A 23461-nucleotide genomic window follows, 5' to 3' on the forward strand; every position below is an offset into this window, starting at 1 on the left:
TCAGAGCTGAGGGTTAGTGGTATGTTTTGTTGCATCATAAAACGCTTTAAATGGGGAATTATCGCTATGGCGCTGAACACAGCTCACGCAGGTGGGGTAACGACGGCTATCGTCAATCCTGATGAACTTTATGATCCTGCACCTAATGGCTATAGCCACGCGGTGGTTGCCAGTGGAGGTAGCCGGGTTGCCTACATTGCCGGTCAGGGAGGCGAAAATGGTCAGGGAATACTGCCTGAGTCGTTTGTGGATCAGGTTGCCCAAGCCTATCGCAACCTTAGAACTGTGTTGCACGAACTTGATGCGAGCCCGCAACAGGTTACTCGTATTAACACCTATGTCGTCAATTATGATCCTTCCATGTTGGAAGTTATGACCCGCTATGTGAAGGAGACCTTTGGTGATGCGCTACCAGCGCAAACACTTGTTCCGGTACCGCGGTTAGCGCTGGATGGCATGCTGTTTGAAGTGGACGCGACCGCCGTGCTTGAGTAGCGGGAGCCAATCACCATGACGGAACAGTCTGCGCGCCAGTTTAATCACTGGCGCCGTTATCTGACCGGTATCGCCTATCGAATGCTGGGGTCGGTGAGCGAAGCGGAAGATGTGGTACAGGATGCCTACCTGCGCTGGCATGATACTGACCACCTTTCGGTGAACGATGTGCGTGCCTACCTGACCACTGTCACCAGCCGGCTTTGTCTTGATCGCCTTAGGGTCGCTCATCGACAACGTGAGGTTTATGTGGGCCCCTGGTTGCCTGAACCGCTGGTGGAAACGCTGGATACTCCGGTAGACCCCGAGGCGCTAGCCAGCGATGTCTCTTTCGCCCTGATGCTGGCGCTGGAGCGACTGTCGCCTTTGGAACGGGCTGCGTTCCTACTGCACGATGTGTTCGGTCTGGATTTTGGTCAGGTCGCCATCAGCCTCGAACGTAGTGAAACAAGCTGTCGCCAACTTGCCAGCCGGGCTCGAAAAAAGGTGCGGGCCGCACGCCCGCGCTATCAGGTGGCGGCTGGAGAGCACAGCCAACTGACCCAACGCTTCTTTGAAGCAGCACGCAGTGGCGACGTCACCGAATTGAAGGCTTTGTTGAGCGGCAGCGCGACGCTGCATGCCGATGGAGGCGGCAAGAGAGTTGCTGTACGCAGACTCATTATCGGCGCAGATAAAATAAGCCGGTTCTTTGCAGGCTTGGCCCACAAGTCGACGTCATCCAACCCTTGCTGGGTAAGTCATGTAATTGTCAATGGGCTTCCGGGGTGGTTAACGATCGAACACGATGGGCTACCTCAGGTCATGACGCTGGAGGTCGTGGATAGTCGTATCCAGGCACTTTACGTTGTGCGTAATCCGGATAAATTACGCCACTTGGCTGACCAGCTACCGCAGCTTTAGTCTTTAGTTAAGTAAATAGATTTTTCTCAAGCTTTTCTTTTACGGCAGCTTCATGTGTAAAAGCTCAATCGCTTAAGAAGGACTTTCAGGTTTAAAAGAGGTCAAGGTTATAAATTGCTGGTTAAGCATTAAAAAAAGCTGTGTGCTCGGCCAATATTGCTAAGCCAATTCCGATTAGCACAATACCGCCGATAAGTTCTGCCCAGTGACCGACGAACTTGCCAAGCTTATTGCCCAGAAAAGTGCCTACAGAGGCCATTACCGTAGTAGCGAGGCCGATAGCTAGGCTGGTGGCGATGATATTGGCATCGATAAAGGCGAGGCTGGCGCCCACAGCCATGGCATCAATGCTGGTAGCAGTGGCGGTCAACACCAATAACCAGAGCGTCTGTTTGCGGTGCTCTATCTTGTCTTCCTTTTTGAGCCCGGCATGCATCATGTGAAGGCCGATAAGCGTCAGCAGGGTAAAGGCCACCCAGTGATCCCAGGCTTGCACATACTGCTGAGATGCCTTGCCCGCTACCCAGCCGAGTACCGGGGTAATGGCTTCGATCACACCAAAGACCAGGCCAATCCCGATGGCGTGACGATACCGTGGCTTTTGCAGCTCGGCGCCTTTGCTGATGGAGGCGGCGAAGGCATCCGCCGACATGGATACGGCCAGAAACAGCAGGGTAATCGGTGTCATGGAGTGTGAACTCGCTCGCTGGAAAAGTACCGCGCACATTTACCCAGTGGCAGAGTAGTAATACTATGCTTGAGTGTAAAAGTCGGGTATTCAATAGCGATAAATCCTACCACGATTTATTAAACAAACAAGACAGAGTCTTAAAAATAAAGTTTGTAATAGTGAACTAATATAGCCTTGGCTAACAATGTGTGTGTTAGCTGATTTTGTTTGCTTTTAATATACTTTTTGCGGCTTGTGCGAAAGATGTGAACCTATTGTGTTTGTCATGTTTAATGACATTGTGATGTGCTTTTAAGGTTAAGGGTTTATAGTCATCTATAGCGTTATTGTTGCTGGTGATTTAGTTGCAATAATTCAATATTAAGTGGCTTGAAGTTATAAAAGACTAAATAGCCGTTATCAGAATCATCGGGAAAACCAGAAGCCGATCACACTGGAAGTCATGCAGTCTGCGGTGCTGTTCCCGCTGCCCGCAGTTGAATAACATCAGCTCGGGGTGGCGCACCGAACATGCGGCTGTATTCGCGGCTAAAGTGGGAAGGGCTTTCATAACCCACCCGGTAGCTGGCGGTAGCCGCCTCGAGCCCCTCGGCCAGCATGAGTCGTCGGGCCTCGTGCAGGCGAAGTTTCTTCTGGTACTGCAGGGGCGACATGCGTGTGACTTGCCGGAAGCTATGGTAAAGCGTCGATTCACTCATGTTGGCGGTTGCTGCCAGTTCACGGATCTTGAGCGGTTGCGTGTAGCGCTCTTTAAGCGCATAGATGACCCGCGCAATCCGGTTGGCCTGGGAGTCGGAGGCGGCAAACCGGCGCATGTGAGGCCCCATGGCACCCATGAGTGCCCGATAGATCAACTCCCGACGGGCCAAGGGGGAAAGCACCTTGATGTCTTCCGGGGAGTCGAGCAGGCTCAACAATCGATAAAGTGCACCCTGCATGCGTGCATCCATGGGGGCCGATTTTAATCCGCAGTCCGTCTCGGAGCAGATAGTATCATTTCCCGCGGGCGGCGCTGTGTCGCCCAGTTCCAGTATCAGTCCTGCTACCTCCTGGGGATCCACCGAGACTTTTACCGCCAAGTAGGGCTTTTCCGGGGTGGCATGGTCAATCCTGCCTACCACCGGTAGGTAAACGGCGCTACCCATGTAGCTGGGCCCGGTGTAGACGATCTCCTTGTCACCTAGTAGCACGGTCTTGCTGCCTTGAATGACAAAACACAGGCACGGCTCGTATACCGCACAGTGAAAGCTGGTAGGGGCGTCAGCGCGCACCAGTTGCACTTCGGCAATCGCCGTATCCTGAAGCTCTTCAAGTGGGCTCCAGCGACGGGCAACGCTGATTAACTGTTGCGACAGGTTGTCGCTGAGCTGGACAATCTGCTCAGGCAAGATAGTGGTCAATGGCTTTCCTCCCTATTAGTTCGCAGTATATGCCTTCGATTTATAAATCGTAGGCTTTTTCATTTGATTCTGCAGGATCAGGCAAGTACCCCGTAGAAATCGACAACCCGCATCAGCTGTCACCTGACCGTCATGCTGTGCAAGTCCGAAAATCGTTCGTTTGTTTGATTGGGCCGCTCTCTGCCCGTGACAGAAACAGGCAAGCTTTCCGCAGGAACACGATACCTCCCTCGCGCTCGTACCGCCTATTGTAGGTAGCGTCTGATGGGCGCTAAGCCCGCAGCCTGGTGCTGCGGGCTTGCCTGTCCTCCGTATGACCAGAGCGTCTTTCAAGAACGCTGCCGATCTGAGGCGAGGCGCCCCCTCACGGTGGAAGCCGCAGGGCAATGTCGAAATGGATCGTGCTGAACCGACTAATTAAATGCCAACCGCCAACGCGGTGAGGCGTTATATAACGAATGCTGCTATCGGCGTCCGATAGCCACTGGAGCAAGTAATCATGGGAAGTCTGTCTCTAAGAACCCGCTTTGCAAGCAGCCGGGCGATATTCCTGTTCCTGCTGCTGATGGCCTTGCTTACCGGCTGTGAAGCCAAGAGTGAGGAGGCGGCTTCTGCATCGCCCCCGCCACCCCCAGAAGTCGAGGTGGCAGAAGTGACCGCTCAGCCGGTGGTGTTGAGTGAGTCATTCACCGGGCGGGTGGAAGCGGCTGAAACGGTTGAATTAAGGTCGCGAGTCAGCGGCTATATCCAGGAAGTTGCCTTCGAGGAGGGAGAGCTGGTAGAGCTGGGAGATCTGCTGTTCTTGATCGATCCACGCCCATACCAGGCCCGTGTTAACGCCGCCCAAGCGGATCTTGCCCAGGCCAGGAGCCAGCAGGCTCAGGCTGGCAGTGAAGCTGAACGCGCCCGGGTGTTGCTGGGGCGTCAGGCCATTTCCCAGGAAGTGCATGACCAGCGTCAATCGGCCCTGAGTAACGCTCGTGCCATGGTCGATGCCGCCGAGGCAGCGTTGCAGACCGCCGAGCTTGACCTTGAATACACCCGCATTACAGCACCGGTCAGTGGCCGCGTCGGTCGGGCGATGGTCACTCGCGGTAACCTGGCCAGCGCCGACCAGAGCCTTCTGACCACGCTGGTGAGCATCGATCCGATACACGTCTACTTCGAGGCCGACGAGCAGGCCGCGTTTGCCAGCCAGACACTTCTCACCGGTGAAGCATCGAACAACCTGAATATCGAGCTGGGCGGCGACCCGCAGCGCCAGTACAAAGGCACCCTGGACTTTATCGACAACCGCTTGAACCCCAACACCGGTACCCTGCAATTCAGGGCAGTGCTGGACAACCCGGATGGCCGCATTCGGCCCGGGGAGTTTGCGCGGGTCGAAATGCCGGTCGCGCGGTTGGACCAAGCGTTGCTGGTGGATGGCAAGGCGGTCCTGACCGACCAGGATCGCCGCTACGTCTACGTGGTGGATGAGAACAACCTCGCCCAGCGTCGCCCGGTCGACACAGGGCGCCGGGTGGATGAACGCACGGTCATCAGCGAAGGGCTTGCTGCCGGCGACCGGGTGATCGTCAACGGGGTGCAAAAAGTCTTCATGCCGGGTATGGAAGTGAGCCCCCAAACGGTGCCCGCCGCCCCGGCTGCTGACGCCCAACCCGCCATTGCTGCCAGGGAGGACTAGACCGCCATGAATTTCTCGCGTTTCTTTGTGGATCGACCGATTTTTGCAGCGGTGCTGTCGATCATTATTCTAGCGGTGGGGCTGATCTCCATACCCAACCTGCCCATTAGCGAGTACCCCGACGTGGTGCCGCCATCAGTGGTCGTTCGCACGGTCTACCCCGGCGCTAACCCGAAGGAGATCGCCGAAACGGTCGCCACGCCACTGGAAGAAGCCATCAACGGCGTTGAGGATATGATGTACCTCAAGTCCGTGGCGGGCTCTGACGGTGTGCTGCAAATGACCGTCACCTTCCGCCCTGGTACCGATGCTGAGCAGGCCGCCGTTCGGGTGCAGAACCGCGTCAGCCAAGCGGAAGCCCGACTGCCGGAAGCCGTGCGTCGGCAAGGCGTCACCACCCAGAAGCAGTCGCCAACGTTTCTGATGGTCGTTCACCTGACCTCGCCCAGCGGTGAATACGACACCCTCTACCTGCGCAACTATGTGCGACTGAATGTCCGTGACCGGCTGGCCCGGCTCGAAGGGATCGGGGACGCGCAAATCTTCGGCGGAGGGGACTACGCCATGCGGGCGTGGCTCGATCCTGATCGAATAGCTGCCCGTGGCCTGACGGCCAGTGATGTGGTGGGGGCCATGCGTGAACAAAATGTACAGGTCTCCGCCGGGCAGTTGGGAGCTGAGCCCATTGAAGATAGTGATTTCCTCACCCTGATCAACGCCCAAGGGCGGCTGGAAACAGTAGAGGAGTTTGGCGACATCGTGCTGAAGCGCGGCGAGGGCGGCGAGATACTCAGGCTTTCGGATGTGGCCCGGCTGGAAATGGGCGCCGGGGACTATACGCTGCGCTCGCAGTTGGACGGCAACAACGCGGTGGGTGTGGGAATATTCCAGGCACCGGGTGCCAATGCGCTGGATATCCGAGAGCAGGTGATCGCTACCATGGAGGAGCTGTCCGAGCAGTTCCCGGAAGGTGTTGAGTACGAAGCCGTCTACGACACTACGATCTTTGTTAATGACTCTATAAAGTCAGTGATAGCCACTTTACTTGAAGCCGTGCTGCTGGTGGTGTTGGTGGTCACGCTGTTCCTGCAGACCTGGCGTGCTTCCATCATCCCATTGCTTGCGGTACCGGTCTCGGTGATAGGCACCTTTGGCGCGCTCTACCTACTGGGTTACTCCATTAACACGCTGACCCTGTTTGGCCTGGTGTTGGCCATCGGTATCGTGGTGGACGACGCCATCGTGGTGGTGGAAAACGTGGAGCGGAACATTGAGGAGGGCCTAAAACCTCAGGCCGCCGCCCATCAGGCCATGAGAGAAGTCTCCGGGCCTATCATCGCGGTGGGGCTGGTGCTGTGCGCGGTGTTTATCCCCATGGCCTTTCTGTCGGGGGTGACCGGTCAATTCTATAGTCAGTTTGCGGTGACGATTGCCATCTCCACGGTGATCTCCACCATCAACTCGCTGACCCTATCGCCTGCGTTGGCAGCGATGCTACTCAAGCCCCATGACGCGCCTAAAGATCTCCTCACCCGAGTGATCGATAAGCTGTTCGGCTGGATTTTCCGCCCTTTCAACCGTTTCTTTAATGCCAGTTCCAACAAATACCAAGGAGGCGTGGCCCGCTCCCTAAAGCATCGTGGTGCGGTCTTTGTGGTCTACGCACTACTGTTACTAGGCACTGGCGTGATGTTCAAGGCGGTGCCACCGGGTTTTATACCGGTGCAGGACAAACTCTACTTGATTGCCGGCGTCATCCTGCCGGAAGGGGCGTCGCTGGAGCGAACCGACCAGATGCTTCAGGACGTCGTGGACATCGCCATGGAAACCGAAGGTGTGGAGCACGCCATCGCCTTTCCCGGCCTGAACGCGCTGCAGTTCACTAATACCTCCAACACCGGGGTAGCCTTTCTAACCCTCAGCGCCTTTGGTGAGCGCAGCCTCAGCGCTGCGGAGATAAACGCCCGCATTAATCAGGGCATTGGCTGCCTGAAAGAAGGCTTCGCATTCTCCTTCATGCCACCGCCGATTCTGGGGCTAGGCAATGGGTCGGGCTTCCAGCTGTTCATCGAGGATCGCGGCAATCTTGGCTATGGGGCGCTGCAGCAGGCGGTGAACCAGCTCCAGGGGGCTATTTCGCAAACGCCGGGAATGGGCTTTCCGATCAGCAGCTATCAATCCAACGTGCCGCAGCTGGATGCCGAGGTGGATCGGCTGAGGGCCAAGGCTCAGGGCGTGCCGTTGACCGAGCTGTTCGACACTCTGCAGACCTATCTTGGCTCGACCTATGTGAATGACTTCAATCGCTTTGGGCGCACTTGGCAGGTGATCGCCCAGGCGGACGCTCCCTACCGGAGCAGCGTGGAAGATATCGCCCGCCTGCGCACCCGCAACGACCAGGGAGAAATGGTGCCTATCGGCACGATGGTGAACATCACGCAAACCTTTGGGCCAGACCCGGTGCTGCGCTACAACGGCTACCCAGCAGCAGACCTAGCCGGCGAATTTGACCCCCGCGTGCTTTCTTCCGCCCAGGCGATGGACGCCATCAACGCTCTGGCGGAAGAGGTGCTGCCGCCGGGCATGGCGCTGGAGTGGACTGACCTGAGCTACCAGCAATCCACTCAAGGGAATGCGGCGCTGGTGGTCTTCCCGCTGTCGATTCTGCTGGTATTTCTGGTGTTAGCGGCCCTCTACGAGAGCTGGACGCTACCGCTGGCGGTGATTCTGATTGTGCCCATGTCGATGCTGGCGGCGTTGATTGGTGTCTGGTTTGGTGGGGGTGACAACAACATCTTCGTGCAGGTGGGGCTGGTGGTGCTGATTGGCTTGGCGTGCAAGAATGCCATCCTGATCGTGGAATTCGCCCGGGAGCTGGAACTGCAGGGCAAGGGCGTAGTGGAAGCGGCCCTGGAAGCCTGCCGACTGCGGCTGCGGCCGATCATCATGACCTCGATTGCCTTCACCGCGGCGGTGTTGCCTTCGGTAGTTGCCACCGGCGCAGGCGCCGAGGTGCGGGCGGCGCTGGGAACTGCGGTGTTTGCTGGCATGATCGGCGTCACCCTGTTTGGTTTGTTCCTTACGCCGGTGTTCTACGTGGCGCTGCGTAAACTGTCTGGCCCATTGGTCAGCCATCACAGCGCTACGTTGGACACTTCACCTCATCCTACCAGCCATGCCCAAAGTTGATGATAGAGAGGAATGCCCATTAACACGTTAAAAGGGAAGGTAAGCCCCAAAGATGCCAGCATGGCAAGGCCAATGTTGGCATCTGGAATGGCGGCGCGAATAGCAACGGGGGCGGCAATGTAAGAGGCACTGGCGGAAAGGCTGGCTAGAATAACCGCTGAGCCAGCGGGTAGCCCTAGCCAGTACGCCATTAGCAGGCCAAAGCAGGAAAGCACGATAGGTGCCGCGAGCGCGAATATAATCAGACGGCTGTGCCCCCAGCGCAGGCTGCGCAGTGTTTCTGCCGCGACCAAGCCCATCTCCAACAGGAACAGCGCCAGAATGCCATGGAAGGCTTTGGTATACAGCCCGGTGACTGACTCACCTGCATTTGGGCCGTATAGCCAGCCAATAAGCACACCGCCCACCAACAGGATTACACCGCGATTGGTCAGAGTCTCGTGCCACAGCCCGGAAGTTTTGATCGGCTCTGACGTTGTGTCAGCGGCCTTTTTACGGCTGAAGCGCCGGTAGAGCAACAGGCCCAGCATGATGGCCGGTAGTTCGAGCAGTACCAGGTAAAGCGTCACCTGCCCACCTGTTATTAGGCTATGCGCTTCGGTATACGCCAGGGCCACGGCGAACGTACCGGCGCTGACGGAGCCGTAGTGGGCTGCAAGGCTGGCGCTGTCGGCGATGGATAGCCGTACTAAATAGTGAACCACCGGAAAGATAAGCAGTGGAATGATGATCCCCAGCAGAGTGACGCCAGATAACTCGACCAACAGCGATATGCTCAAACTGCCATGCAGCGCCATGCCGCCTTTAAGGCCAATGGTCAGCATCAGCAGTAGGCTCAATATGTCATAAGCGGCTTTGGGAATACTGAGATCGGAGCGCACCACACCGGCAACCACACCTAGCACAAAAAACATCACCACAATATCCGGCACGGACAATCTCCTTGATGGGTTTTAAAGCAGTTACTTTAGCGATCCAAAGAGATTGATGAAAACAAATAAGATTTATATAGTCATAGATGATTATCTATGGATCTGGCTATGAAAGTACGACAACTCACTTTTCGCTTGCTACAGGTCTATGCCGACGTGGTTCGCACAGGCTCACTGACGGCCACGGCAAATCGGCTCCACCTGACCCAACCCACGGTGTCTCAGCAGCTAAAGCGGCTGAGAGAAATTGTCGGTGAACCGATTGTGCGCCACGAGGAAGGGCGCCTGGTGCCCACTGAGGTTGGTCAGGCGCTTTATCAACTCAGCCAGGACTTGCTTAGCCGTGCTGATGTGTTTAGTCAGTACCTGGAGGAGTACAACAGCGGAGGGCGCGGACACTTCAGTATCGGCTTGGTGAACACCGCGCAATATGTACTGCCACGGCTGTTAGGGCCGTTTGGTCAGGCTAACCCCCAGGTAGATGTCACGGTGGAGATAGGTAATCGCCAGCAGATGCTCAATCGTTTTGAGCGCCATGAGGATGATATCTACGTATTTAGCCACCCGCCCATTGATGACGATGTGTTAGCCGCGCCTTTTCTGAGCAATCCATTGGTAGTGGTGGGGCCGCAGCATTGCCGCTGGGCAGGCCTAGAAGGTCTCAGCATGGACGCACTCAAAGAGGAGCGATTTCTGCTGCGCGAACCGGGCTCTGCGACTCGGCATACCTTTGAAGCCTGGCTGTACAGTGCGGGTATTGAGCTACGCTCTACCCAGCAGATCGCCAGTAACGAGGCTATTCGGCTAGCGGTGGCGTCAAACATGGGCCTAGCGGTGCTGTCTCGCCACGTTGTTGCAGATTCGCCCAACGGCGTCCAAGAGCTGCCGTTGCCGGGCTTTCCGCTGAAAAGTCGTTGGCACTTTGTGGTCAGACGGCAACGCCGCTTACCCCCCGCCGCCATTCGTTTTTTGAGCTATGTACAAGCTTCGCTGGCACAAGCGTTTGACGAGCCCGAAGGGGAGATGGCCGTGGCTGAATTGCTCCAAGCCTTAAAGCCTGAACGCTGATGCATTGACTCACAAACAGCGTCAATTATCCCCGTTGAAAGCGACGTAGATCCTATGCGCTAAGCTAAGATATTAAGATAGAGCCTGAGAGCGCACTTAAGAGAGTACTAAAGAGAGTACTTAAGATCGCACTCGGTTCATGCAGTCGCACCTTGATATTTGTCTTGGGTAACCGCTGCAAACGGAGGTAACTATGCTGCTCAAAGGATCATGCCACTGCCAGGCAGTGACGTTCAGTGTGAAGTCAAACCACCCCTATCCTTTTAATCGCTGTTACTGTTCTGTGTGCCGCAAAACGGCTGGCGGGGGTGGGTACGCAATCAACCTCAGTGGAGAAAGCAAAACGCTCAACGTTAGCGGCGAAGAGCATATTACTGTCTACCGCGCCTTCATTAAGGGGGAGCAGAGCACGGGAGAGCGGCATTTCTGCAAGCACTGTGCATCGTCGCTGTGGGTTTATGACCCCGAATGGCCCGAGCTGGTACACCCTTTCGCTTCGGCGATTGATACGGACTTGCCGACCCCTCCCCGGAAAACGCACATGATGCTGGGAAGTCGGGCCGACTGGGTCGAGGTCAATGGGCAGTTCCAAGATAAATGCTTCGACGAATACCCCGATGAAAGCCTTGCTGAGTGGCACCAGCGCCTGAGGTTGGAGTGTTAGAGTTAAGTGACGCCGCTTGCTGCGCTTGTGTTGCAAGCTCTCTGTTCTACTCTATTAGACGAGTTCTTCAGGAACTCAACATACGGCTTGTCACGCCTGTGCAGGAGTAGGCCGAGTGCTCGTTTGATGACAAGGAGGGTAGAAAGATGGAATTTGAAAAATATAAGCCATGTATTGAAGCGTGCAATATCTGCGCGATCTACTGTGATTCTTGTGCCACTGCCTGCTTGCAAGAAGATGATGTAAAAATGATGGCTGAGTGCATCCGTTTAGATCGTCAATGTGCACAGATATGCCGCTTGGCAGCCTCCTTCATGGCCCAGGGGAGTGAATACGCCAAGGAAATCTGTCGGATATGTGCTGATATTTGTAAAGCGTGTGGAAATGAGTGTGCCAAACACGATGCTAAGCATTGTCAGGAGTGCGCCAAAGCGTGCCAACATTGCGCCAATGAGTGTGCTGCGATGGCTGCCTAAGGCCGCATAAAAGCCTCAACAATTAAACAAGTCAGCTTTCACTGCGTATGAAAGCTGGCTTTTTTGTACTTTAATCTATATCAAAGAATGCGTTAAAGAGAGTGAGCCTTCTGCAATAGGGAGATCACTTCGTCATCGCTGGTTTGGGTAAAATCTTGATAGTGAAGGCCAACGGCAATAAATGGCTCGGGAGTAGCTAAACAGATCAAATCGTCGACCTCGGTAGCCAACTCATCCAGCGTGGACTGCGGGGCGACAGGCACTGCCAAGGTAACGGAAGCGGCTCCTGCTTGGCGTAGTGCTCTGGCGGCTGCTTTAGCTGTTCCACCGGTGGCGATACCATCATCCACCAATAATATGTGACGTTCGCTAACGTTAATGGGCGCCTGGTTACCAATATAAGTCTGACGACGGCGGGTTATCTCGCTTAGTTGGCGCTGTACTTCAGCTTCCAGATAACTTTCAGAAGGCTGAAAAATCTGCAGCAAATCCGGTGTCCACAGCACTTGAGGTGGGGCGCCATCGACGACAGCGCCTAGCCCAATCTCGGGTTGCCCAGGCGCACCAATCTTACGCACGATGACCACATCAAGCGGAAGTTTAAGTGCTGCCGCTACCTCGTAAGCAACTGGTACACCCCCACGAGGTAATGCCAGCACTAGGTCATAACGCGCGTCGGATAATACATAAGCAAGCTTTCGCCCTGCTGCGCGTCGATCATCAAAAAGCTCTTGATGCTTGTGCATGTGTGGCTTCTCAACTCCAAGAGGATAAGTGCCTAGCTCTCCCTGGGGAGCGCTCGACAGTAGCAAAGTCATCGCGTGATGGGGGCACGTGCGCGGCGGAATTCAGAAGGGCCGTGGGGAACTGTTGCTGAGTGATCCATAAGAGTCTCCCCAGTACACGAAAGGCGAAAAGATAGCCTAACAATGACTATAGTCAGGAGGAAACAGCTTATCCAAACCGTTATTTCCCTGAGTCGCCAAGCGGCTTGCTAACAAGATGCAGTGGGCTAGGAGCGCTGTGTTTTTCGATACAGCCACCACACGTCAACACCAAACGAATAGAGCAATGAGATCAATGCACTAATGGCCAGCAGGCTGGCAACAAGGTGGGAGGTTAGTGGCGTTAATGCTAGCAGTAGCGCCACCGCCTGCCAGACACAAACGGCTTTACGGCGAAAGCTTGCAAACAGCGGCTTTGAAAGCCACGGGAACTGCCAACTGGCGGCGATAAACAGGTAGCGCATTGCGCCTATCAACAGCACCCAAAACCCCAGTGATTCCAGCCGCAACAAACCTGCGCACAGTAGCAAAATCAGCAGGGCATCCAACTCCATATCAAAGCGCGCCCCGAATCGGGTGTGGCTTTTGGTGCGCCTGGCTATCCAGCCGTCAACGCCATCCAGCAGTAGGGCGATCACCGCGATCGCCAGCCATTGCCAGATTGCCCCTACAAAGGCATTGGCGGCGAGCGCACCTGCCACTAATGAAACCACAACCGCACGCACCAACGTGACCCGGTTAGCCCAACCCAGTGCGCCGTGGGGCCAGAAGATGATGACCAGAGCGGAAATAAACGTGTAGAAGGCAAAGGCCACCCACCAATTGGCCGGAGTAGCCATTAAAAGTGGTAAGCCTTTGCCTACAGCAATTAGCAGCAAGCTGCCCAGCAGTAGTTCTGCAGCGCCATAGAGACGCTTAGGCAGGGTGTAAGAAGAAGCGTTGGAAAAAAGCGGCATGGTGGCTCACGAAGCGGCGTCGCTATCCGCAGTTGAAATAAATGATGCAACTATTTTTATATGTACCATTCTTGTAGAAGAAGGTAGTGTTGTCCATAAGATCAAGAAATAGACGGGTTAGTTTCAATTGTTCCAAATGGTTAATCGAATATATTCTTTTCACCCGCTACGCTGAAGATGGTGAACCATTGAAAACTGTTCTGCCTAAGGCCATGCAATGCATGGCCACACATTATACTCGGGGGCTGAGACACACGGCGTGTCTCTTACCCCTAACTTGCAGCGCAATGGTGCCACGCCACATTCAACGGAATGAAAGAGAGCCCGAATCAAGTGGGCTCGTAACGAAAAGGAACGCTCATGTCGGCGCTTGACGATGTTGGCAAAGCTCCCAATGCCGCTAAAAAAACCTGGGCCACCGCCTTTTGGGTGACCAACCCAGCACAAGGCGAGATGAGGCGTGAACAACTAAGTCCTCCCGCCCAGGATGAGGTGCGTATACGTACCTTATACAGTGGTATCAGCCGCGGCACCGAATCGTTGGTGTTCAATGGTCGTGTGCCTGAAAGCGAATTCTCGCGCATGCGGGCTCCCTTCCAGTCGGGTGAGTTTCCTGCCCCGGTCAAATATGGCTACTGCAGCGTTGGCCGCGTTGAGCAGGGGCCAAGCGTTCTCCTGGATAAAACCGTTTTTTGCCTGTTTCCCCACCAGGATCACTACATTGTGCCTGCTTCGGCAGTGCTGGAAGTACCCACCAATGTGCCTGCTAAACGTGCCGTCTTGGCGGCCAATATGGAAACCGCCATCAATGGCGTGTGGGACGCCGAGCCGATGCTGGGTGAGCGAATCACTATTATGGGCGCCGGTGTCGTCGGTGCGCTGGTAGCGTACCTGTGCGCTCAGGTGCCTGGTGTTACCGTTCAGTTAGTCGATATTAACCCTGAGCGTCGCCAGCTTGCCGAGCAGTTGGGCGCCACCTTCTGCACTCCCGAACAAGCTCTCCATAATCAAGATTGCGTGATTCACGCCAGCGGCCAGTCCGCCGGCTTGCGCCAAGCACTGGCGTTAGCGGGCAGCGAAGGGCGCATTATCGAAATGAGCTGGTTTGGCCAGGGGGATATTGCGATTCCATTGGGCGGAGCTTTTCACTCCCAGCGGCTAACGCTCAAGGCCAGCCAAGTAGGTCAACTGCCGCCCAAGTTACGCCCACGCTGGGACTACCAGCGCCGCCTTCAATTAGCACTGAGCCTGCTGGTAGACGAGCGGTTGGATGCGCTAATCAGCGGTGAAAGCGACTTTGCACAACTGCCCACGCTTGCTTCTCAGTTGTTTGGCCGTGGTAGCGTTGAGCTCTGTCACCGCCTGCGCTACCCCTCATAACCTATTTACTTATGGAGCCTCTGATTAACGTAATAAAAATCAACGAAAAAGCGGAGTTTACGGGTTGTAAATGAGCATTTTGAGGCGATTTTTAACGCCGTATGGTCGAGCGCAATAGTTAATCAGAGGTTTCTTATCATTTGGAGTCTCTATGTTCCGTTTATGTGTCCGTGACCACTTTATGATCGCCCACAGTTTCAATGGTGAGATCTTTGGCCCTGCCCAGCGTACCCACGGCGCTACCTATGTTGTCGATGTGGTTTTTCAGCGCCCCGAGCTGGATGAGGACGGCCTGGTGATCGATATCGGCCTTGCCAGCGAAACGGTAAAATCAGTACTGGCGGGTTACAACTTCTGTAATTTGGATGAAGTGCCCGAGTTCGCGGGTAAAAATACCACCACCGAGTTTATGGCCAAGGTGATCTTTGACCAGCTCGCCAAGGCGATTGGTGAGGGCAAAATGGGCATCACCGCCAAAGGGATTACCCATATGGAGATCAAGCTACATGAATCCCATGTAGCCTGGGCAAGCTATGAAGGCGCTCTATGAGTAAGCGGTTTAACCTTATCGTTGCCGGTGACCCTGCTCAGCGTACCGGCGGCTATATTTACGACGCCCAAATTGTCTCGGCCCTGCGTGACCAGGGATGGGAAATTGACGTCGTCGGCTTGGCTGGCACGTTTCCTGATGCGGATGCCGAGGCAGCAGAAGCGCTCACTCAGGCCCTAGCGTCGCTTCCCGATCAGGCGGCGGTGGTGATTGATGGCCTGGCCATGGGAGCGCTGCCGGAGGTGGTTGCCCAACATGCCCAGCGGCTGGAAATCACAGCGTTGCTGCACCACCCCTTAGGCGATGAGTTGGGCCTTGATGAGGCTGATCAGCAGCGCTTTCATCGCAGCGAGTTAAACGCGCTTGCCCACGTGGCGCGGATTATCGTCACCAGTCACTTTACCGCCCGGCGCTTACCTGAGCTGGCGGCTCACTATGAAATGCCACTCAATCCCAGTGTCACTGTGGTTGAACCGGGCGTTGCCCAGGCGCCGATCAGCCCCGCAGCAGAACCGGGTGAGCTACTACGTTTGCTATGTGTGGCAACGTTAACGCCGCGCAAAGGGCAGGATATTCTGGTAAAGGCATTGGCGGGCGTTAGCGGCGATCACTGGCAATGCGACTGCTACGGTGGCGCCCGGGATGCCACTTTTACCCAGCGTGTACAGCAACTGATTGATCAGAACGGCTTGCAAGACAGCGTACGGCTTCACGGCGAGTGCGATGGCGCTACGCTGGAAGCGGCCTATCGCAGCGCCCATGCGCTGGTACTGCCCTCTTGGTATGAAGGCTACGGCATGGTGGTCACCGAAGCCCTGGCCCACGGCCTGCCAGTGATTACCACTACCGGTGGTGCGCTTCGCGATACCTTGCCTGCAGGCGCTGGTTTGAGCGTTGAACCGGGTGACGTCGACGCGCTTCAAGATGCCCTCAGCCGTTTTTGCCATGACGACAAACTACGCCACCAACTGCGCCAGGGAGCGGCCCAGGCCCGGGATGCGTTAAGCGACTGGCAAGAAGCGGGGGCCAAGTTTACCGCGGCGTTAACTGCGCCCGCCGATTCTCCAAATTTGCGCCCAGGCAGCCAGTTTGCGTCCGACTGGCTGACGCTGCGGGAGGCGGCTGATGTCGATTCCCGTAGCCAGCCTTTGGCTGAGCTTGCCGCGGAGTGGCTGAGCGCGCGTACTCCGGCGCCGCTGATAGCGGATCTTGGCTGTGGTCGGGGCAGTAATATGCGCTTTCTGGCGCCGCGCCTGAATGGCCACCAGCGCTGGAAGCTGATCGATCACGACGCCATTTTGTTAGCCCAGGCGTGCCAGTGTGCTGCCAGATTAAGCAATAGCCAAGGGCAGCCCGTGGCCATTGAGACGCACTGCATATCGCTGGAAGCGCTTGCCGAGGTGCCACTTGACGACACGCACCTCGTCACCGCATCGGCGCTGCTAGATCTGGTCTCCCAACAATGGATCGATGCCTTGGTGACCCGTGTTGCCGGGCAGCAGCAGGCGCTGCTGATAGCGCTAAGCGTGACCGGTGAGTGGCACTTTATTGGCCCTCAAGGCGCGCCGGTGCTGGATGACGAAGACCGCTGGCTGCAGGCGATGTTTATGGCTCACCAGCAGCGCGATAAAGGTTTAGGTGATGCACTAGGCGGGCAGGCGCACGGGGCATTAGTTGCCGCGTTAGAGAGGGCTGATTATCGCATTGAGCAAGCTGAAACACCGTGGCAGCTCGCTGCTGGCAGTCAAGAACAGCAGCCGTTAATGATGGCGCTACTCGAAGGCTGGGCCGAAGCTGCCACCGAGCAAGCCCCGGAAGCGGCGGCGCGTATTGCCACCTGGTTACAGCAGCGCCAGCAGGCGGTGGCCAATGGCGAACTGGGTATTTGGGTGGGGCACCGCGACCTGTTTGCTACGCCTCTGTTTGCCAATCCCAGGGAAGAGGCCTAATCCTATGGGGCCTGATCAAGGTATGTTCACTCGACTGGGTGCTTGTTCTAAAAAGCTGGCGCGGAGAAGCCCATGGCTACGCCGCGTGGTGGTCAGCCTAGCGTTGCTGGGTGCGGTGGCGATGTGGGTGGAGCCCCAGGCGATTGTGGCGGAGGTGCAACGTTTCTCCGCGGAGTGGGTCGTGCTGGCGTTAGCCATCAGCACGCTACAGATCATGCTTTGCGCCTGGCGCTGGCAGTTTACCGCGGGTCTTATTGATGTACCGCTGCGGTTTGCTTACGCGCTACGGGAGTACTACCTGGCCCTACTGGTCAATCAGCTGTTGCCCGGCGGTGTATTAGGCGACGCCGGGCGGGCGCACCGCCATGCCACTCAAGCGCAGTCTAGGGGACGCGCCTGGCGAGCGGTGATTATTGAGCGCGCCTCGGGGCAGGTCGCCGTGGTGATGCTAACGCTAACTGCGCTGCTTTTCTCACCGCTCTGGCATGCCGCGCTGGGTGGGGCAGTCATCACTGCGGTGGGTTTAAGCGCATTAGCTGCTCTTGCGGCGATCATCGTCAGCGGCCTACTGTTGCGCCAACGTTTTAGCCCTTGGTTAGCAGGGCTGCCCAGTTGGTGCCAAGCCCTGGCTCGCGATGTAAGGCGTGGCTTGCTGCGGCGCGGTGTGTGGCCCCAGCAACTGCTGTCTTCGTTGGCGATTGTGCTGAGCTATGGCCTGGTAATGGTCTGTGCGGCTCGGGCGATTGGCGTTGAGCTACCGTCGCTGCAAGTGCTGGCGCTGACGCCGGTACTGCTACTGGCCATGCTGATTCCGTTTTCGGTAGCCGGTTGGGGGCTGCGTGAAGGCGCCGCTGCCGGGGTCTGGGCGCTGGTCGGCCTGCCACCCGCCCAAGGCGTGGCGGTGTCATTGGCCTACGGTGTGCTGGTGTTGCTGGCGAGTCTACCGGGGATCTGGGTGGCGCTGAGTCGTCGTGAAAAAGCGCAGCCTTCAGGTGGTGGTATCCCGCAGTCGCAGGTCGAACAGCGTGTCGTCACCGCAGCGGAAAGTCCGCATGGGCGGGCGCAGCGCACTCTCAAGGGTCTCAATAGGCGTCATTTGCAGCCCTGGCCTACCGGAGCCGATCAGCAGCGGGGCGACCAACAGATGCAGTCGATCAACGGTTCCCGCTTCGATAAACTGAGACACCGTAATGCCGCCGCCTTCTATCAACACCCGCGGCAGGCCCTTCTTGGCCAGCAGGGTGACAACACCATGGGGAGCGAACTGACCGCTGGCGTTCAGGGGCAGTACGCAACGTTCAACGTGGGCCAGGCTCGTCGTTGCCTGCAGCTCAGACCTTACGTCAGACCCCACGATATGCAGCGTCGGGGCGCTATCGGTGTTCAGCAGTGCCAAGTCGCTGGGAATGCGGCCGCGTGGATCCAGCACCACCCGCGTCGGGTTAGTGCCGCTAACATGGCGCACGGTCAGCTGCGGGTTATCGGCGCTGGCGGTACCCGCGCCGACCACCACTGCGTCGACCAAAGCGCGCAGACGATGCAGGTGAACCAAACTTTCATGGCCGTTGATGTAGTGGGAGTGGCCGCTTTCCGTGGCAATGCGGCCATCCATACTCTGTCCCAGCTGCGCCACCACCCACGCCGGTCGACTGGCCAGCGGGGTCAGGCAATCGAGCAGCTCTCGCGCCTCAGCGGTGATCGCTTTAGCCGTTTGCCACTCGCCGGTTGGCGCCAAGGTGATCGCCACATCGCAAGAGCGCCGATGACGCAACGCCAACAGCCATTCCCAAGCATCGGACAGCGCAATAATGTTGACATGGGATTCGGGCATGACGCCTCCGTGCTAGAAAATCCGCTTCATCATGCGGGCTCTCGTCAGTTGAGAGCAAGTTGTTTAGAGCAAGCATGCGCCATCCCCCTCGTAAGGAAGCCAGGAGGCCTACATGTACCAGATTGAACGCGCTATTTTCGACATCCGCCGTGGATTGCCAGTGGTGGTGAATGCCAGTGGGCAGCGTTTGCTCGTGCAGGCGCTGGAAGGCAGTGAATCGGTCGAAGCGCTGGCTTTGCTAGCAGGCGAGCGGCCTTCGCTGGTGCTTACTCGTCACCGCCTGACGGCGATGGGCATGAACTTGTCCGCCGAGGCCGCCAGCCTACCGCTGGTAGCTCACATTAGCACCAATGAGCTGAATGGCTTGGCCACGGCGGAAACGCTTTCACAACCTGCGGGTGGGTTACTGAGCGGGTTAAAGCCCGCCGGAATAGCCGAACTAGGCGCCGTGACGCTGATGCGCAGAGCCCTGCTGATTCCCGCAGCGCTCTGCGCTTTTGTTAGCCAAGAGGCTACAGCGACCATTGAGCAACAGTTGGCAGAAGGACGCCTGCTGCAAGTCAGCGCTGAAGACGCTACACAATGCCTTGCCGGGGCGCCGGGCATGCTCAAGCGGGTGAGCGAAGCGAATATCCCCCTCGAGGATGCTGCCGACAGCCGCTTTGTGCTTTTCCGTGAGCCGGACGGCCTGCGTGAGCACGTTGCTGTGGTGATCGGTAAACCGGAGCGCTGGGAAGGCGCGGTGCCGCTACGCCTGCACTCGGCGTGTTTAACCGGTGACCTGTTCGGCAGTCTGCGTTGCGATTGCGGCGAGCAGCTACGCAACGCCGTGGCGGATATTCAAGCCATGGGTGGCGGTGTGCTGCTCTATTTGGCTCAAGAGGGCCGGGGCATTGGCTTAGCCAATAAACTACGCGCCTACACCTTACAGGATGGTGGCCTGGATACTGTGGATGCGGATCAAGTGCTCGGTTTTGGTGACGATGAGCGCCAGTATGCGGTGGCGGTGGATATGCTCAATGCGCTCAACATCGACCAGGTGCAGCTGCTGACCAACAACCCCTTGAAGATGGAAGCGTTGCGCCAGGGTGGTATTGAAGTGGTATCACGCCAGGCGCTGTACGGCAGCGTTACCGACCACAACCAGCGCTATCTAAATGCCAAGGCGACCCGAGGTGGGCACTTTTTGGAAGATGTGCTCAGTGGCCAGCGTTAAACGCAAAACGGTCGCGGGCTAAAGCTGTCTCCCACTTGTGCAGCGAGTTTGGTTGGTTAGCGGTGGTAGGTGGGCGGTTTCCGTCACTACGGCCGCTAGTTGGCGGGCATAGTGCTGAACCAGCCGTTCGCCTAGTTCAGCGCTGGCTTGGCTGGCATCGCCCGCGACACCTTGGGTGCTTAAGTCTTCCGCCAGCCAGGCAAAAGCCGCAGCACCTTCTGCGCTCACTAATGCATCGCCTTGGGGCGCTGCAGGCGGGGTGGCCTGATAGCCGTCCAACTGCACCAGCGTTGGCGCTAAATAGAGCATCATAGCGGTTTCGAGCAGTCCGCCGTGTAAGCCGTAGCGCAACTCTTCCGCATTAATGGCACCCTCTAACGGTGGTAGTCGGGTATAGGTCGCTTTTACCACGCGCATGCTATGCCGCCGCCGTAGGGTTAAGCCTGCCAAATCCATCACCGCCTTATTGCCACCATGGCTGTTAAGCAGCACCAGTCGGCGTATGCCGGCGCGAGCCAGGCTATCCCCATAAGCCTCTAATGTGGCAATGGCCAGCGGTGCTGGCAGGCTAAGCGTGCCGGGGAAACTGGCGTGCTCATCGCTTGCTCCGACGGCAATGGCGGGCAGGCAGATGACATTAAGGTTCGGATCAAGCGCCTCCAGCATCGCGGCTTGCAGGCCCTCGCCAATGGTCAAGTCGGTGGCCAAGGGGAGGTGAGTGCCGTGTTGTTCAATGGCGCCGAGTACCAGCACCGCTACCGGGTCGCATTGGGCGAACTCGGCTAACTGCGGAGCGGTTAGGGTTTGCCAGTGGTGAATCATAAAATGAGAAGCCTTTAGGTATTAAGCATCATTCAGAAGTAATCGATGATCCGAGCGGCAGGCGTACAGGTCACCGGAAGGCAATCCTTCGGCCCCTGCGCTTAGCCACTCGCTAACCGCTTGTGGCGTTTGCCACTCGGCCCAGCGAAAGTGGCGCTGCTCACCAGCTACCACGTTGTAGCGGTACTCGCCAAGGCGGCTTAAGTGGTTCACGCAGGCGTCGTTTATTTCCAGGGCACCTGCCACAAACTCCACCGACAGCGCGGCCACCGGGCAATTTAGCCCCGCCAAAACCTCCGCCTCAAAGCCTTCAACGTCGATTTTTATAAAGCTGGGTTCGCCATACTCGTCAATTAACGCATCCAGCGTGGTCACTGGCACCCGTAAACGCTGCTCCCACCGTACCTGACTAAAGCCTGCGTTGCGTTCGCCGATCTGCTCCCGCCACTCGGTGGCCAGGGTGGAAAGGGTCGGGTTGCTGGGGCTGATCGCGATCTCGGCAAAGCCCACCGTAGGGCCCGCCGCCATCGGCAGCAGGGTAATGGTCGGCGGTTTTACCAGGCGTTTAAACCATTTGGCGAGGTCGGGCTGGGGCTCCAGCGCCACCACCTTGGCGCCGAGCGCATGAAAAGCTGCGCTACGGTCGCCTAGATGCGCGCCAATATCAAAGGCAACGGTGCCGGGTTGTATGAAAGGCTGATAGAGGCGCTGCAGGCCACGCTGACGCCCAGGCCGCCAATAAATAAACAGCGAGCGGGCTAGCCCACCCGCGCTGCGCAGTCGTCGTAGCGCCATGCGCCGCATTAGTTGGGCTCTCTGAATGGACGTGCCTTGATCCACACAGGCGCTGGCGAGATAAGGTTGGCTTGATAAGTGCTATTCGTCATCGGGATACCACACGTAATTCCAGGTTTCGCTAACTGGTTCGCCGTTTAAGGTGAGCCTTAGGCGAACATCGCTGGGTTGATCGCTGGCGGGTAGCCGGAAGCTGGCTCGCCAGCCATTGTTGGGCAGCGCGGTGACCTGGGGGAGCAGTACCTCGCCGTGTTGGGCGCTAATATCTAACTCGACGGGCTGGTCAGCGGTGAGCTCCTCTAAGGCACCTCCCTGAAAGTCGACAATAAACTGGCGCTGGCCTTGTGAGGTAGAGTCCGCTTGCCCCGGCACCGCCGCATTGCCATGACGAGTGCGAATGGCGCGGCCAAGATTGTGCGCATCAGGCTGAGTGTTCAGCGTGTGAGTGAGATAGTGCAGGCGGCGCGATTCGCCGGCATCCAGGGTGTCGTCCGCCACCCAGTAGGCGACTATATTGTCGTGAGTCTCATCGGGGGTAGGGATTTCGACAAGTTCCACGTGGCCCGGCCCCCAATCATCCAGCGGGACAACCCATTGGCTGGGGCGACGGTGATACTGGGCTTCGGTATCCAAATAGCGGTTAAAATCCCGTTCCCGTTGCATTAATCCAAAGCCTTGAGGGGAGTCGTCTACAAAGGCGGATGTATGCAGGTGAGATGGGTTACTCAGCGGGCGCCAGATCCACTCACCGCTACCGGCATGTATCAGTAGGCCGTCGGAGTCGTGCACCTGTGGACGAAAATCGTCCGGCCGCTCGCGGCTTGCCTCACCATAAGTGAACATACTGGTGAGCGGTGCAACGCCCAGCTTGGTAATATCTTGCCGGGCAAACAGCTCCGCTTCGACCTCGACCTGAGTATTCTCACCGGGTTGGATAACAAAGCGATAGGCGCCGCTGACCGAGGGGCTATCCATTAACGCCAGCAGTTCAATCTGTTCGGCATCAGCCTCGGGTTTATAGAGCCAAAACTCGCGAAATGCCGGAAACTCTTCGCCATCTGGTGAGGCGGTATCGATCGCCAGCCCGCGGGTAGAGAGTCCGTAAGCCTGGTCACGCCCCACAATGCGGAAGTAGCTGGCACCGAGAAATACACCAAATTCGTCGGCGTAGTCATCGCTGTTAAGAGGGTAGTGGAGGCGAAACCCCGCATGGCCGCTGCCGGCTAAGTCTTGCTCTTTCAGTGCGGCGGCATTGCCATCGTAGGTGTAGTCCTCTGCTGAAAAGGGCAGGGGCGTTACCGTGTCGTTTTCGATAACGTTCAAGGCAATCGGGGTTTGAAACAGAAAGCCGCTATGAAATAACTGTAGGTTAAAAGGGCTCTCGTCTTTCCAGTAGGCGTGTTCGGGATCAAAGCGAATTTGCCGGTAGGTATCGTAATCAAGCTCACGCAATACCTCTGGTAAGGTCTCTTCCGGGGCTTGGTAGGTTTCTTGAGCAAGCTGTTTGGCGCGTTCAATAACCTGCCTGAAGTGCGCATCGTCTGCGGCCAACGCTGGCAAGGTCAGCGCGCAGCCAATTAACACTATCCATTTGCCAGGCCGCCACTTGGCAACCGGCTTCCTACCAACTTGATTACAACGCATGGGCGAAATCCTTTCCGGTGAGGGCCTG

At 57.1% G+C, this 23461-nt stretch carries 20 protein-coding genes and 1 pseudogene; 12 read left to right on the top strand and 9 right to left on the bottom strand.

All coding sequences use genetic code 11. From position 1 onward, the window contains the following. Window positions 1–66 precede the first annotated feature (66 nt). Window positions 67–495, top strand: coding sequence for a RidA family protein (locus RO22_RS05830; protein ID WP_041157833.1), 429 nt, complete (start codon window positions 67–69; stop codon window positions 493–495). 15 nt (window positions 496–510) lie between these two features. Further along, window positions 511–1398 (top strand): sigma-70 family RNA polymerase sigma factor, encoded by an 888-nt coding sequence (locus tag RO22_RS05835; protein WP_022520554.1) that lies wholly within the window; start codon window positions 511–513, stop codon window positions 1396–1398. Between the two features lie 121 nt (window positions 1399–1519). Here RO22_RS05835 and RO22_RS05840 read toward each other — a convergent pair whose 3' ends face one another. Continuing rightward, window positions 1520–2086: a manganese efflux pump MntP family protein gene (locus RO22_RS05840; RefSeq protein WP_039859291.1), complete on the bottom strand. Its 567-nt coding sequence runs from the start codon at window positions 2084–2086 to the stop codon at window positions 1520–1522. Window positions 2087–2529: 443 nt separating this feature from the next. Beyond that, entirely contained in the window at window positions 2530–3489 is a 960-nt protein-coding gene (locus RO22_RS05845) for an AraC family transcriptional regulator (RefSeq protein ID WP_022520552.1), read from the bottom strand. A 499-nt stretch (window positions 3490–3988) separates the two neighbouring features. On the opposite strand from RO22_RS05845, the gene RO22_RS05850 reads away from it, so the two are divergent. Together RO22_RS05850 and RO22_RS05855 are read left to right on the top strand one after the other, a co-directional pair. Then, a complete protein-coding gene (locus RO22_RS05850; protein WP_041157834.1) occupies window positions 3989–5176 on the top strand; it encodes an efflux RND transporter periplasmic adaptor subunit in 1188 nt (395 codons plus the stop codon). 6 nt (window positions 5177–5182) lie between these two features. Continuing rightward, on the top strand, window positions 5183–8365 hold the full coding sequence (locus RO22_RS05855; protein ID WP_041157835.1) for an efflux RND transporter permease subunit: 3183 nt from the start codon (window positions 5183–5185) through the stop codon (window positions 8363–8365). Here the strand turns inward: RO22_RS05855 and RO22_RS05860 are convergent. Continuing rightward, a complete protein-coding gene (locus tag RO22_RS05860) occupies window positions 8338–9297 on the bottom strand; it encodes a sodium-dependent bicarbonate transport family permease (RefSeq protein ID WP_027959812.1) in 960 nt (319 codons plus the stop codon). The two genes, RO22_RS05855 and RO22_RS05860, sit on opposite strands and share 28 nt — an antisense overlap. A 108-nt stretch (window positions 9298–9405) precedes the next feature. On the opposite strand from RO22_RS05860, the gene RO22_RS05865 reads away from it, so the two are divergent. The 3 genes from RO22_RS05865 (at window position 9406) to RO22_RS05875 (ending at window position 11505) form a co-directional block, all read left to right on the top strand. Next, entirely contained in the window at window positions 9406–10365 is a 960-nt protein-coding gene (locus RO22_RS05865; RefSeq protein WP_233973754.1) for a LysR family transcriptional regulator, read from the top strand. Window positions 10366–10558: 193 nt separating this feature from the next. After that, window positions 10559–11029 carry a GFA family protein gene (locus tag RO22_RS05870; RefSeq protein ID WP_041157837.1) on the top strand — a complete coding sequence of 157 codons (471 nt, stop codon included), beginning with the start codon at window positions 10559–10561 and terminating at the stop codon, window positions 11027–11029. Between the two features lie 146 nt (window positions 11030–11175). After that, on the top strand, window positions 11176–11505 hold the full coding sequence (locus RO22_RS05875) for a four-helix bundle copper-binding protein (protein WP_041157838.1): 330 nt from the start codon (window positions 11176–11178) through the stop codon (window positions 11503–11505). A gap of 92 nt (window positions 11506–11597) precedes the next feature. On the opposite strand, the gene RO22_RS05880 is transcribed toward RO22_RS05875, so the two are convergent. Continuing rightward, the gene (locus RO22_RS05880; RefSeq protein ID WP_041157839.1) at window positions 11598–12251 is read right to left on the bottom strand and encodes a phosphoribosyltransferase; all 654 of its coding nucleotides are present in this window, start codon (window positions 12249–12251) and stop codon (window positions 11598–11600) included. A gap of 266 nt (window positions 12252–12517) precedes the next feature. Continuing rightward, complete coding sequence (locus RO22_RS05885) at window positions 12518–13246, bottom strand: CDP-alcohol phosphatidyltransferase family protein (RefSeq protein ID WP_041157840.1); 729 nt, start codon at window positions 13244–13246, stop codon at window positions 12518–12520. 360 nt (window positions 13247–13606) lie between these two features. On the opposite strand from RO22_RS05885, the gene RO22_RS05890 reads away from it, so the two are divergent. From RO22_RS05890 to RO22_RS24970, 4 genes and pseudogenes are all read left to right on the top strand, one after another. After that, entirely contained in the window at window positions 13607–14626 is a 1020-nt protein-coding gene (locus RO22_RS05890; protein WP_041157841.1) for a zinc-dependent alcohol dehydrogenase, read from the top strand. Window positions 14627–14777: 151 nt separating this feature from the next. Beyond that, on the top strand, window positions 14778–15176 hold the full coding sequence (locus tag RO22_RS05895) for a 6-pyruvoyl trahydropterin synthase family protein (RefSeq protein ID WP_027959807.1): 399 nt from the start codon (window positions 14778–14780) through the stop codon (window positions 15174–15176). Next, window positions 15173–17125: a glycosyltransferase gene (locus RO22_RS05900; RefSeq protein WP_041157842.1), complete on the top strand. Its 1953-nt coding sequence runs from the start codon at window positions 15173–15175 to the stop codon at window positions 17123–17125. The genes RO22_RS05895 and RO22_RS05900 overlap by 4 nt, the downstream gene beginning before the upstream one ends. A gap of 22 nt (window positions 17126–17147) precedes the next feature. Further along, window positions 17148–18056, top strand: a pseudogene (locus tag RO22_RS24970) (lysylphosphatidylglycerol synthase transmembrane domain-containing protein); the annotation flags it as partial. A gap of 57 nt (window positions 18057–18113) precedes the next feature. Here RO22_RS24970 and RO22_RS24975 read toward each other — a convergent pair. Next, a complete protein-coding gene (locus RO22_RS24975; RefSeq protein WP_161793654.1) occupies window positions 18114–18956 on the bottom strand; it encodes a RibD family protein in 843 nt (280 codons plus the stop codon). A gap of 112 nt (window positions 18957–19068) precedes the next feature. Here RO22_RS24975 and ribA point away from each other — a divergent pair, with 112 nt between their 5' ends. Continuing rightward, window positions 19069–20172 (top strand): GTP cyclohydrolase II RibA, encoded by a 1104-nt coding sequence (gene ribA / locus RO22_RS05910; RefSeq protein WP_009287250.1) that lies wholly within the window; start codon window positions 19069–19071, stop codon window positions 20170–20172. Window positions 20173–20190: 18 nt separating this feature from the next. On the opposite strand, the gene RO22_RS05915 is transcribed toward ribA, so the two are convergent. The 3 genes from RO22_RS05915 to RO22_RS05925 form a co-directional block, all read right to left on the bottom strand. Continuing rightward, complete coding sequence (locus RO22_RS05915) at window positions 20191–20994, bottom strand: creatininase family protein (protein WP_041157843.1); 804 nt, start codon at window positions 20992–20994, stop codon at window positions 20191–20193. Window positions 20995–21015: 21 nt separating this feature from the next. Then, window positions 21016–21798: an FkbM family methyltransferase gene (locus RO22_RS05920; protein ID WP_035538567.1), complete on the bottom strand. Its 783-nt coding sequence runs from the start codon at window positions 21796–21798 to the stop codon at window positions 21016–21018. Window positions 21799–21870: 72 nt separating this feature from the next. Next, window positions 21871–23433, bottom strand: coding sequence for a glucan biosynthesis protein (locus RO22_RS05925; RefSeq protein WP_052475542.1), 1563 nt, complete (start codon window positions 23431–23433; stop codon window positions 21871–21873). Between the last annotated feature and the right edge of the window lie 28 nt (window positions 23434–23461).

This window comes from Halomonas sp. KHS3 (genome assembly GCF_000830495.1).
Lineage (GTDB): Bacteria > Pseudomonadota > Gammaproteobacteria > Pseudomonadales > Halomonadaceae > Vreelandella > Vreelandella titanicae.